An 11931-nucleotide genomic window follows, 5' to 3' on the forward strand; every position below is an offset into this window, starting at 1 on the left:
TCGTTTAAAACTACATCTTCATTGCGTTATCTATCTTATTTATTTCATGGAATTCGCGGTGAACTAGAGATGTTTTATACTGATGGAAATAAACTAGTTATACAAAATGTGTATTATATTATCTAAATGCTGCATCATTATCTTAAGCTGCAAATTAAATAAAATCATGCTTGGGATTCCAAGTTATCACATGCTATTATTGAAGCCTCTCTAAATTTACGGAGTTGTCAATGACATACGATAAAATCAAAGTGCCTTCACATGGTGAAGCTATTACTGTAGCTGCTGATCTATCTCTTCGTGTACCCAATAATCCTATAATTCCTTTTATTGAGGGAGATGGTATTGGTGTTGATGTGACGCCCCCTATGATTCGAGTTGTTGATGCTGCGGTTGCAAAAGCATATGGTGACAAGAGAAAAATTGCCTGGATGGAAGTATATGCGGGTGAAAAAGCAACTAAAGTATATGGCGCAGATCAATGGTTACCTAAAGAAACATTGGATGCAATGAAAAAATATGTGGTTTCAATTAAGGGTCCCTTGACCACTCCAGTAGGTGGTGGAATTCGCTCCTTAAATGTAGCTATTCGCCAAGAAATGGATCTTTTTACTTGTTTACGTCCGATTCGTTATTTCGATGGTGTTCCAAGCCCAGTTAAAGAGCCCTGGAAAACGGATATGGTGATTTTTAGAGAGAATTCAGAAGATATTTATGCAGGTATCGAATGGCAAGCAGATACTCCAGAAGTTAAAAAGGTGATTGAATTCTTGATAAAAGATATGGGTGTCAAAAAAATCCGCTTTCCTGAGCATTGTGGAATAGGAATTAAGCCCGTTTCGAAAGAAGGAACTACTCGTTTAGTAAAGGCAGCAATTCAATATGCAATTGATAATGATCGTCATACTGTAACCTTAGTCCATAAAGGTAATATTATGAAGTTTACCGAAGGTGCGTTTAAAGAATGGGGCTATGAAGTTGCGCGCGATGTTTTTGGCGCCAAAGAGCTTGATGGTGGACCTTGGATGGAATTCAAGAATCCTAAAACAGGCAAGCAAATTGTAGTCAATGATGTCATTGCAGATGCGTTTTTACAGCAAATTCTTTTAAGACCTGAAGACTATAGTGTCATTGCTACTTTGAATTTGAATGGCGACTATATCTCTGATGCCTTGGCCGCTCAAGTTGGTGGTATTGGTATTGCTCCTGGCGCTAACATAAGTGACAAAGTCGCAGTATTTGAAGCAACTCATGGAACAGCACCAAAATATGCGGGTAAGGATAAAGTAAATCCTGGCTCAATAATTTTGTCTGCCGAAATGATGTTACGGCATATGGGCTGGAATGAGGCAGCTGATTTAATTATCAAAGGCATGGAAGGTGCCATAGAAGCTAAAACAGTAACTTATGACTTTGAACGTGGTATGACTGGTGCAACTTTGGTAAGTAGCTCTGGCTTTGGTGATGAAATAATTAAGCATATGTAGTTTTACGTAGCTATTGTATGAGCTGAGTTTAGGGCTATAGTGAAATGGCCTGGGACAGGGGAAAGAGAGTCCAGGATTTTTCACTACCCTAAGTAGTAATTTGTGATAGTGGTTTCATAATGAATGGTATCTAATCAATATGTTTTTCATTATTCCAATGGCTTTTTTTTCATTAAAATTAGCAGTTTTTACTGGCCAAAAGCGCGCAGGGAGTCTATAAAAATAGTATAGAGGTTGTATGTTATGAGCGGACAAAATCTAGAGGAAATTGTAAGGCATAGAGTTACTGAGCCAGAAATGAGCTCAGAAATCAAAGTGCCTAGAAAGTACAAAGTTGTGTTGCTCAATGATGATTATACACCAATGGATTTTGTGGTGGATGTTCTGAAACATTTTTTTCACCTCAGTGAGGAAATAGCGGTTCAGATAATGCTGCAAGTTCATTTTCAAGGAAAAGGCGTGTGTGGGGTATTTACACGAGATATTGCAGAAACAAAAGTAGCTTTGGTAAATGAATACGCCAGACGAAATCAGCATCCATTGCTATCAAGCATGGAACCCGAGTAATTGCTGTGGGCTGAAGAGGAGCAACGACAATGTTAAATAAAGAACTTGAATTTACCTTGAACCTAGCTTTCAAGGAAGCAAAAGAAAAGCGTCATGAATTTATGACAGTTGAGCATTTGCTGTTGTCTTTGCTTGATAATCCATCAGCTGGAAGTGTATTGCAGGCATGTGATGCAAATATTGAAGCATTACGCCGAGATCTGATTGAATTTATTGATGAAACTACTCCTAGAATTCCTGAAGATGAAGTAGATAGAGAAACTCAACCAACGCTTGGTTTTCAACGAGTGCTGCAACGTGCTGTTTTTCATGTACAATCTGCAGGAAAAACAGAGGTAACCGGAGCAAATGTTTTAGCAGCTATTTTTAGTGAACAAGAAAGTCAAGCTGTTTATTTCTTACGTCGCGAGAATATTACACGACTTGATGTAATTAATTATATTTCGCATGGTGTTTCTAAGTATCAAAATAATGACATGCATGAAAACATGAATTCTATGGAAGATGAGATGGGGGCATCAGAGGGTAATGAATCACCTCTTGAAAGTTATTGTACGAATCTTAATAGACGTGCGAAACAAGGTAAAATTGATCCTTTAATCGGGCGACATGAAGAAGTTCAACGCACTATTCAAGTGTTGTGCCGACGCAGAAAGAACAATCCTTTACTTGTGGGTGAAGCAGGAGTTGGTAAGACTGCAATTGCTGAAGGATTAGCTCGGCGTATTGTTGATGGCGAAATACCTGATGCTATTCGTGATTGTATTGTTTACTCGCTTGATTTAGGGGCATTACTAGCGGGAACAAAATATCGCGGTGATTTTGAAAAACGATTAAAAGCTGTATTAAAACAACTCAGCCAACAAGAGGGTGCTGTTTTGTTCATTGATGAAATTCATACCATTATTGGAGCTGGTGCAGCTTCCGGTGGTGTTATGGATGCTTCTAATTTGATTAAGCCTTTGTTAGCAAACGGCGAATTGAAATGTATAGGATCTACTACTTATCAAGAATACCGGGGTATCTTTGAAAAAGATAGAGCCTTGGCACGACGGTTTCAAAAAATTGATATTCCTGAACCTACAGTTGATGAAACTTTTGAAATCTTGAAAGGATTAAAAGGTCGTTTGGAAGAGCACCACGGAGTAAAATTCACGATACCAGCTTTAAAAGCAGCGGCAGAATTGTCAGCAAAATACATTAATGATAGGTTTTTACCAGATAAAGCAATTGATGTTGTTGATGAAGCGGGTGCATATCAAAATTTATTAACAGCTAGTAAGCGTAAAAAAATAATTAGTGTTACTGAAATTGAAAGTGTAGTTGCAAAAATTGCGCGTATCCCTATTAAGAAAGTATCCGCCCGCGATAAAGATACATTACGTAATTTAGAACGTGATTTGAAACTTTTAGTTTATGGACAAGATCAAGCAATCACTGCATTGGCTTCCGCAATTAAATTAGGTCGCTCTGGACTTAGAGATCCACAAAAACCAGTCGGTTGCTTCTTATTTGCTGGCCCAACAGGTGTTGGAAAGACTGAGGTAACTCGACAATTAGCTAATGTTTTAGGGATCGAACTGTTGCGTTTTGATATGTCTGAATATATGGAAAAACACACGGTTTCTCGATTAATTGGCGCTCCTCCAGGATATGTAGGATATGATCAAGGGGGATTACTCACAGAAGCAGTTACCAAAAACCCACATGCGGTACTTTTGCTTGATGAAATTGAGAAAGCACATCCTGATGTGTTTAATTTACTGTTACAAATAATGGATCATGGTACTTTAACTGATACAAATGGCCGTCAAGCAGATTTTAGGCACATTATTCTAGTAATGACTTCCAATGCAGGGGCGGGAGAGATGGTGCGTAACTCCATTGGTTTTTCACAACAAGACAACAGTAATGATGGGCTTGAAGTCATTAAAAAGCAATTTAGCCCGGAGTTTAGAAATAGACTTGATGCAATCATTAACTTTGCTCCATTGGATGCAGTAACTATAGGTCTAGTTGTTGATAAATTTATTATGGAATTAGATGAACAACTTAGCCACAAAGGGGTGACCTTTACTGTGGATAAAATGGCACGCGAATGGTTGATTGAACATGGCTATGATAAAGTAATGGGTGCTCGCCCTATGGCTCGACTCATTCAAGAAAATGTGAAAAAACCTCTTGCTGATGAACTTCTTTTTGGTAAGTTGATGCATGGTGGTCACGTCACTTTAAAAGTAAAAGATGGTAAATTGCACTTTGATAGCCACGATCATCGTGAGGGTGTTTTTTAAATGACGTTATCGGTGATAATAATAACTAAAAACGAAGAGCAGAATATCAGAAGGTGTTTAGAGTCAGTACAATTTGCTGATGAAGTTATAGTATTAGATTCAGGAAGTACGGATAACACAGTTGCTATCGCAAAAGAATATACAAATGATGTTTATTCTACAGACTGGCCTGGTTATGGGGCTCAAAAGCAGCGTGCTTTATCAAAAGCACACTGTGATTGGGTATTGAATCTTGATGCAGATGAATCAGTAAGCCAAGAATTGCAACAAGAAATAATACAGGCTATGGCTTCTGACTCAGCAGATGCTTTTAGGGTTGCAATTCAAATGTATTTTTACAATCATCCTTTAAAGTATTCTTCCAGTCCTAAACGACATGCTCGTCTTTTTAAACGGGCTAACGCCCATTTCAGCGAAGATATAGTACATGAAAAAATAGTTCTTCCAGAGGATGCTCGTATTGGTAAAATAAAAAGTCCGATTATGCACCATTCATTTAAAGATGTAAGTCATGTGCTTTATAAATTAAATAAATACTCATCTTATAGTGCAAAAACATATATTGCAAAGCAAAAAAGGGCAAGCTTGAGTAAGACATTAGCTAGTACTCTATGGATGTTTTTTAGATGTTATGTCGTACAACGAGGATTTTTGGATGGCAAAAGAGGCTTTTTATTTGCTGTATTTAATGCGCAAGGCACTTTTTATCGTGGTATTAAGCAAATATATCAAGACAAAAATTTAGATCAATTACCATCTTTAGCTCAAAATGCAGAGGAGCTAATTTGAGAGAGTTTTTTTCGGAAGAAAAAATTAATTTATTAGCCCCAATTCTTATTGTTTTATTGGTTTTTTCTATTCCTATTAGCTCCAGTATCAAATCAATTTTGATGGTTCTTAGCTTGTTGGCTATAGTGCTTACACCCTATTATAGACAATATTTATACAGTGCTTTTAACACATTATGGGCGCGCGCAGCATTGGTTTTTTTTCTTTATATTATTATTGCATGTTCTTGGTCTGATGCACCTTTAGTAATCCGTTATAATACGATTGATAAGTATTCTAAATTAATTTTTTTACCAATTCTTGCAGTAGCTTTTATTCAGCCCAGAACAAGACAATGGGTTTTAGATAGTTATATATCTGTGATGTTATTAACTTGTATACTTTCTATTTTGAAAGCAAGGAATCTTTTGGAGTTGAACAATGTTTCTGATCCTGGAGAAGTATTTTATAATCATATAATTACCGGATATATGGTGGCTTTAGGTGTTTATCTGGCAGGATTGCAGGTTTTTAAAGCTGATGTGAGTTTATCACGCCGTCTTTTTTCCCTAAGCATGTTTTTTTTAGGAAGTTATCAAATTCTATTTTTAAATACGGGAAAAACGGGTTATTTGATATACGCACTTTTAATGACAATGCTTATGCTACAGAAAATGTCTTTGAAAAAAGCAATAGCAGGGGTGGTGCTGTTTTTTTGCATAATTCTTTTAACTTATACTCTAAGTCCTAGGATGCAACTAACAACCCATACGTTGCTGAATGATATTCAATCATTGCAACAGCATCAGGAGAATAATTCTTTAGGATTTAGAATACAGTTTCATCAATATGCAGAATCATTATTTAAAGAGCATCCTCTTATAGGTATTGGTACTGGTGGGTTTCCATACCGTTTTTCATTGGAACAACCTATACCAGCATGGGGGAAAAAATTAAATGAGCCCCATGGCCAGTATTGGTTAACGCTCGCTGAACAAGGTTTAATTGGTATTACACTTTTATTCTTATTCTTAGGTACCTTATTTATTACTTTTTTCAAGCTTAAAGAAACGAAACCTATTCTTTTAGGTTTGTTAATTTCTTTTTGTTTTTCGTCATTTACAGATACGGTATTTTGCTATTCAACAGTAGGTTATTTATTAATTATTTTTAGCGCGTTATGTTTTGGTGAGCTAATAGAAATGCGTTGATAAAGAATTAGAGATCAGATAATTGAATGGGCCAAAGATGATAAAAATGCTGCACTGGTCCATTTCCTAAACCCACGCTTTTATCTTTAGCAGCTTGAATTGCATTAAATAAATAAGTTTTTGCAATACTACAAGCATCAATTAAATCAATTTTTTGAGCGAGGCAGGCTGTAATTGCAGCCGAAAGAGTACAACCAGTACCATGAGTATTTAAGGTATTTATTCTTGGACTTATGAACCAATGGGACTTGCCATGAGATTCTATGAGTAAGTCATTGGAGTTTATTGAATTTAAATGACCACCTTTTAACAAAACATTTTTAGGGCCAAATTCTAACAATTTTTGTCCTACAGATAACATTTCCTCTTCTGATTGTGCAGTAAGTCCGGTAAATGTAGCTGCTTCAGGAATATTGGGAGTAATTAGGGTTGCCAGAGGCATAAGTGAGGTGATCAATGCATCAATAGCTTCAGGTAATAATAAAGGATCACCGCTTTTAGCAAGAGTCACAGGATCGATAATAATAGGGATATTTATTGCTTTTCTTTTAAGAAATGAAGCAACTAATTGAATAATCTCACTATTGAATAGCATGCCTATTTTGATGCTATCAGGTCTAATATCATCAAATAGCGCATTTAATTGATCTTCTATACTTTGCAGTGGCAAGGTATAACAATTTCTGACACCACGTGTATTTTGTATGGGTAGTGCTGTCAGTACAGTCATACCATAACAGCCTAAGGCAGAAAAAGTTTTAAGATCAGCTTGAATGCCTGCACCACCAGAACCATCAAATCCTGCAATTGATAAAGCTTTGTATTGCATGTAACTACGTCACCTACCAAGCTGCAATTTTTTCTTCAGGTCGCAAAGAGCATTCTTCGGAAATGGAACCGTCGTTACATACAACAAAACCAGTAGTATTATAAGTAGTGACGACTCCTCCTTTCCATAAGCAGCAGCCTCTAAACAGTTGTAAATCCATTACTGCATGGGGAGTACAATAACATGCGGAATAAAATCCATTTTTGCAGACAAGCCGACCGGCAGAGGAATCACAGTAACTAACACCACCCATTTGACTGCAGCAACCAGATACATATCCAGACTGCGAACCTGATTGAGCATATGTAGGCGAGGTAAGCAAACAAAATAGACTGGCATAAAATAAATTTTTAAATGATAGCATCTGATTTCTCTTATTATTTTTTAATTTTAGGATAGCATATTGGTTTAAAAATTATTAGATAAAACCAAAATTATCTCTAGGAAATTAGGGTAAAGTTTTAATAAATAACTGGTTGCAAAACCTGCTAAAAGGCCAAATAAATGCGCCTCCCAGGATACCCCCTTTTTTTTAGGAAAAATTCCAAAGAATATACCCGCAAAATAGTACAGACTAATCATACCTAAGATAAAGGTTGTTAAGGTACCATTTTGATAGATATTACTGACTAAGAGGCCCCAATAGCCGGTAATTAAACCACTTGCACCCACATGTAAACCTGGTTTGGCAAAACACCAAATAGCAATACCACTTAATAAGGTAATCATTAGGGTCACAAAAAGAAAGTAGTTTAACCCATTAATTAAAATAAAATTACTTAGGACCGCCAAGGGAATAGAGTTAAAAAAGATATGATTGAAATCTGCGTGTAAGAGTGGTGCAAAAAGAATACCCGGCAGGCCGCGAATACGCCTGGGGATAATTCCCAACAATAAAATTCTTCTGTAAATAAAGTGACTTACCAAAAAGAAAAACCAAGGAATTAAAAGAATAATAGTTAGGATTGAACTATTATTTTGTGTTTGGATGATAATTAACTCAAGACTATTATTTAATTCTTCAAGCATATATTACTCTTGTATTTGTGTGACCTCACAAGTCAGATTTCCTACTGCTAAGCGAACATTTATTGTATCGCCCACATGTACTTGATCGCTCGAAAGCAGTACTTTACTTTTTTGGGTTGCAATCGCGTATCCTCTATCTAGAGTTGCTAATGGACTCACTGCATGCAAAGTAGACAGTTGTGTGCTTAATTGATATTTAAGCTGGTTTAATTTAGTGTGCATGAGCTGGATTAATTGTGTTGAAAGTTGTTGTAAACTAAGTTGAATTCGGGAAATTTGTGTTTTGGGGTTTCTTGCTTTTAGATTATTTGTATACAGATGTAAATGATGTTTTTTTTGTTTAATGATGTAGCTCATGTGCGAAATAAGTTGTCTTTCTAAATAATCTGTGGTTTGCCAGTAGTGAGAAATGGCCTTTTGTGGCGATGATATTTTATCCATTAAATGATGTAGTTTTATTTGATATTTTTGCAAAAAACGATGCATTGCGTCCTGCAAACGTGCTATTGCATGATTTAATAATTTGAATAATTCATGACAATCAGGAGTTGCAGCAATAGCTGCTGCTGTTGGGGTTTCTGCTCTATAATCCGCAACAAAGTCAGCAATGGTAAAATCAGTTTCATGTCCTACTCCAGATACAATTGGAATAGAGCTGCTTGCAATTTGACGGGCTAATCGCTCATCGTTAAATGCCCATAAATCCTCAAGACTTCCACCACCACGAGCAAGAAGAAGGACATCACTACGCTTCTCTCTATTGGCACACTGTAGCGCTTGGATTAATTGTTGTGCCGCTCCGGCTCCTTGAACTTCACTGGGGTAGATTAAGACGTGGGCTAAAGGAAATCGTCGTGCAAGTGTTGATAATATATCACGAATTGCAGCTCCAGTGGTTGACGTAATTATCCCAATAGTACGTGGCATAGAGGGAATAGGGGATTTGTTTATTGAAGCAAATAATCCTTCGGCAGCCAATTTATTTTTTAATTCTTCAAAACGTTGATACAGCGCTCCTAGACCTGCTTCGGTAACTTGCTCTACGATCAATTGATAATCACCACGTGCTTCGTACAAACTCAATCTCCCGCCTATAATGACATGTTGGCCATCAGATAACTTATTTGTAGGTGGGCTGTGGCGGTTTTTAAAATAGACACAGCGAATTTGGGCATTATTGTCCTTTAAAGTAAAATAATAATGTCCAGATACAGGTTTACTTAGATTTGAAAGTTCTCCTTCGACGTAAACTATGCCCAGTTCATTTTCAAGATAGCTTTTTACCTGGCGGTTAAGTTGGCTTACTGTGAGTATCGCACTTGATGTTTTCATAAACTAAAGCGGTTCCATAGTGAAAGTATAAAAGAGCCAAATTGTAAAATACAGGCATTAGTTTTGTCATACAGGAATTTTTTTACATTTTATAATGCATTTTATATTATCAAAATCAGGCAGCAAAATTTATAATTGCTATCGCAATACAGGAGTATCTTGGCAAATATTATAAGAATAAGCTATCATTCTCGTTCTAAAAATATAAATAAAAAATAAAATGAATTCTGCACAAAATAGAAAATTAAGTTTTTTTATATCTTTTTGGCTCTCTCTCGTGACAATGAGTTTAGTGGGGTGTGTTGACTTATCCGGCGGTAGAGCCTCCGTTAAAAAGCCAATACCTAAGTCTTCTCAACCTACAATGGCTCAATCCAGCAAACAACCTGCAAAAAAAGCAGTTAAGACGAGTAAGTCCCAACCTTACAAAGGCGAAGTACACACGATGTTGGGTGGTCTTGGATTGTTTAGTACAGGAATGAGAACACTCAGCGACACTGTAGTGGATGAGTGTAATATTAAAGCGCCTAGTGATATGTGGTATAATGCGGGTAATGTGACACGTAAAATTGTTTCTTATTATCAAACACATAAAGTACATAGGCCTATTATTCTCGTAGGTCATTCTTTAGGTGCAAATGAGCAAATCAAGGTTGCTCGTAATCTTAATAAAGTTGGCATTTCAGTTGATTTATTAGTTACTGTTGATGCAGTGTCACAAACGATTGTTCCTCCTAACGTAAAGCATGCAATGAATTTTTATAAGCCTAGTTTTGTCCCTATGTTTAGTGGTTTAAGGCTTAAGGCTGTCGATCCTGAAAAAACGCATATTGATAATATTAATGTAACCGAGGTAAAAGGAATATCAGTGAATCATTTCACTATTGATAAAGATCCTATTGTACAAGCTATGATAATGAAAGAAGTGAAAAAGGTGTTGAGTAATGCAAATAAAGCAAATGGATAAAGACCATTGTCCTCGTGTCTGTGTTATAGGAGCAGGTCCAAGTGGGCTTGCTGCAATTAAAAATTTGCAAGAACAGGGTGTAAAAAATATCACCGTTTTTGAAAAATGTAACCAAATTGGTGGTAACTGGATTTATGATGAAGAAAATGCTCATTCCAGTATTTATGAGACGACCCATATTATCAGTTCAAAGCGTTGGTCTGAGTTTGAAGATTTTCCAATGCCACATCATTATCCTGATTATCCTTCTCATCGATTGGTTTTAGACTACTTCCAAAGTTATGCGGATCACTTTAATTTAATTAAGTACATTCGCTTTAATACCCAAGTTTTAAATGCGGTACCCATTAATCAAAATCAATGGAAGGTAGTTTTCGAAAACGCGCAGGGTACTGGTGAAGAATATTTTGATTATTTATTAGTGGCTAATGGACATCATTGGGATCCTGTTTTGCCCGAATATCCCGGCGAATTTTCTGGTCAGATCCTTCATTCTCACCAATATAAAAAGGCCTCTATATTTAAAGGACAGCGTGTTTTAGTGGTAGGAGGGGGCAATTCTGCCTGTGATATTGCTGTCGAAATAGCAAGAGTTTCACCTAATACGTGTATCAGTATGCGTAGAGGGTATCATATTTTTCCTAAATTTGTATTTGGAAAGCCTACCGATGACGCTGTGGCAAAAATCCGATGGATGCCTTCTTGGTTGCGACAGAAAATTTTGAGTTTTTTTGCACGTATTCTTCAAGGTCGCTATGCAAAATATAAATTAATGAAGCCAGATTGTGGTCCCTTAGAAATTCATCCAACTATTAATACAGAGCTTCTTTATTTTATTCGTCATGGAGAAATATTTCCTCGCCCAGGAATGACCCATTTTGACGGCAAACGAGTATATTTTACTGATGGTAAATTCGAAGAATTTGATACAATCATTTTTGCTACAGGTTATAAAATAAGTTTTCCTTTTCTTGATAGGGTAGTAGCTGATTTTAGTAATTCTACTAAGATCCCGCTTTATCGGAAAATGATGCATCCTAATTTTGATACACTTTATTTTATTGGTTTATGTCAACCGCAAGGATGTATTTGGCCATTGGCTGATTATCAATCAAAAATTGCAGCACGCATTATTATGGGTACTTTGAAACGTCCCGAGAATCTACATGAAAAGATAGAGCTTGAAATGAATAAACCTCATTACCGGTTTAAATCACATATTCGACATGCTTTGGAAGTAGATTATCATAAATTTCGTCGAGAGCTCATGGACATGTTAGAAGCATAACTGAATAAACATGCGCGGAATGGCGCTAACTTGATAAGTTTAATTATGCCTGCATTATTGTGTCAATATTGTGGTAATAGGTCACTGGTGATTAGCAAAAACCAAAGATTTTTTCCCGGAGAAATGATCCATCAAAATCTGCGAGCAAACATCAAAGGC

Annotated in this window: 11 protein-coding genes; 7 read left to right on the plus strand and 4 right to left on the minus strand. The window is 36.5% G+C overall.

Going from position 1 to position 11931, the window contains the following annotated elements:
* The first annotated feature begins 230 nt into the window (after positions 1-230).
* The 5 genes from icd (at position 231) to Lsan_RS06740 (ending at position 6327) form a co-directional block, all read left to right on the plus strand.
* Positions 231-1487: an NADP-dependent isocitrate dehydrogenase gene (gene icd, locus Lsan_RS06720; protein WP_058513740.1), complete on the plus strand. Its 1257-nt coding sequence runs from the start codon at positions 231-233 to the stop codon at positions 1485-1487.
* Positions 1488-1730: 243 nt separating this feature from the next.
* Complete coding sequence (gene clpS / locus Lsan_RS06725) at positions 1731-2054, plus strand: ATP-dependent Clp protease adapter ClpS (protein ID WP_058513741.1); 324 nt, start codon at positions 1731-1733, stop codon at positions 2052-2054.
* Positions 2055-2083: 29 nt separating this feature from the next.
* A complete protein-coding gene (gene clpA / locus Lsan_RS06730; RefSeq protein WP_058513742.1) occupies positions 2084-4348 on the plus strand; it encodes an ATP-dependent Clp protease ATP-binding subunit ClpA in 2265 nt (754 codons plus the stop codon).
* Positions 4349-5137: a glycosyltransferase family 2 protein gene (locus Lsan_RS06735; RefSeq protein ID WP_058513743.1), complete on the plus strand. Its 789-nt coding sequence runs from the start codon at positions 4349-4351 to the stop codon at positions 5135-5137. It abuts the gene before it with no gap.
* Positions 5134-6327, plus strand: coding sequence for an O-antigen ligase family protein (locus Lsan_RS06740; protein ID WP_058513744.1), 1194 nt, complete (start codon positions 5134-5136; stop codon positions 6325-6327). The genes Lsan_RS06735 and Lsan_RS06740 overlap by 4 nt, the downstream gene beginning before the upstream one ends.
* 7 nt (positions 6328-6334) lie before the next feature.
* Here Lsan_RS06740 and thiD read toward each other — a convergent pair whose 3' ends face one another.
* The 4 genes from thiD to xseA are packed head-to-tail and all read right to left on the minus strand — an operon-like array spanning position 6335 to position 9517.
* Positions 6335-7156 carry a bifunctional hydroxymethylpyrimidine kinase/phosphomethylpyrimidine kinase gene (thiD, locus tag Lsan_RS06745; RefSeq protein WP_058513745.1) on the minus strand — a complete coding sequence of 274 codons (822 nt, stop codon included), beginning with the start codon at positions 7154-7156 and terminating at the stop codon, positions 6335-6337.
* 13 nt (positions 7157-7169) lie between these two features.
* Positions 7170-7520: a hypothetical protein gene (locus Lsan_RS06750; protein WP_058513746.1), complete on the minus strand. Its 351-nt coding sequence runs from the start codon at positions 7518-7520 to the stop codon at positions 7170-7172.
* 44 nt (positions 7521-7564) lie between these two features.
* On the minus strand, positions 7565-8185 hold the full coding sequence (locus Lsan_RS06755; RefSeq protein WP_058513747.1) for a rhomboid family intramembrane serine protease: 621 nt from the start codon (positions 8183-8185) through the stop codon (positions 7565-7567).
* Positions 8186-8188: 3 nt separating this feature from the next.
* The gene (xseA, locus tag Lsan_RS06760) at positions 8189-9517 is read right to left on the minus strand and encodes an exodeoxyribonuclease VII large subunit (protein ID WP_058513748.1); all 1329 of its coding nucleotides are present in this window, start codon (positions 9515-9517) and stop codon (positions 8189-8191) included.
* Between the two features lie 220 nt (positions 9518-9737).
* On the opposite strand from xseA, the gene Lsan_RS06765 reads away from it, so the two are divergent.
* Both Lsan_RS06765 and Lsan_RS06770 read left to right on the plus strand, forming a co-directional pair.
* Positions 9738-10484 carry a hypothetical protein gene (locus Lsan_RS06765; protein ID WP_058513749.1) on the plus strand — a complete coding sequence of 249 codons (747 nt, stop codon included), beginning with the start codon at positions 9738-9740 and terminating at the stop codon, positions 10482-10484.
* On the plus strand, positions 10462-11772 hold the full coding sequence (locus Lsan_RS06770; protein WP_058513750.1) for a flavin-containing monooxygenase: 1311 nt from the start codon (positions 10462-10464) through the stop codon (positions 11770-11772). Before Lsan_RS06765 ends, Lsan_RS06770 begins: the two co-directional genes overlap by 23 nt.
* Positions 11773-11931 lie beyond the last annotated feature (159 nt).

The sequence above is a fragment of the Legionella santicrucis genome, from assembly GCF_001468135.1.
Classification (GTDB): domain Bacteria; phylum Pseudomonadota; class Gammaproteobacteria; order Legionellales; family Legionellaceae; genus Legionella; species Legionella santicrucis.

Bases quoted from the DNA above. Each gene is read 5' to 3' on its own strand.
- xseA (WP_058513748.1), bottom strand. From the start codon at position 9,517: ATGAAAACATCAAGTGCGATACTCACAGTAAGCCAACTTAACCGCCAG.
- icd (WP_058513740.1), top strand. From the start codon at position 231: ATGACATACGATAAAATCAAAGTGCCTTCACATGGTGAAGCTATTACT.
- Lsan_RS06750 (WP_058513746.1), bottom strand. From the start codon at position 7,520: ATGCTATCATTTAAAAATTTATTTTATGCCAGTCTATTTTGTTTGCTT.
- clpS (WP_058513741.1), top strand. From the start codon at position 1,731: ATGAGCGGACAAAATCTAGAGGAAATTGTAAGGCATAGAGTTACTGAG.
- thiD (WP_058513745.1), bottom strand. From the start codon at position 7,156: ATGCAATACAAAGCTTTATCAATTGCAGGATTTGATGGTTCTGGTGGT.
- Lsan_RS06735 (WP_058513743.1), top strand. From the start codon at position 4,349: ATGACGTTATCGGTGATAATAATAACTAAAAACGAAGAGCAGAATATC.
- Lsan_RS06755 (WP_058513747.1), bottom strand. From the start codon at position 8,185: ATGCTTGAAGAATTAAATAATAGTCTTGAGTTAATTATCATCCAAACA.
- Lsan_RS06770 (WP_058513750.1), top strand. From the start codon at position 10,462: ATGCAAATAAAGCAAATGGATAAAGACCATTGTCCTCGTGTCTGTGTT.
- clpA (WP_058513742.1), top strand. From the start codon at position 2,084: ATGTTAAATAAAGAACTTGAATTTACCTTGAACCTAGCTTTCAAGGAA.
- Lsan_RS06765 (WP_058513749.1), top strand. From the start codon at position 9,738: ATGAATTCTGCACAAAATAGAAAATTAAGTTTTTTTATATCTTTTTGG.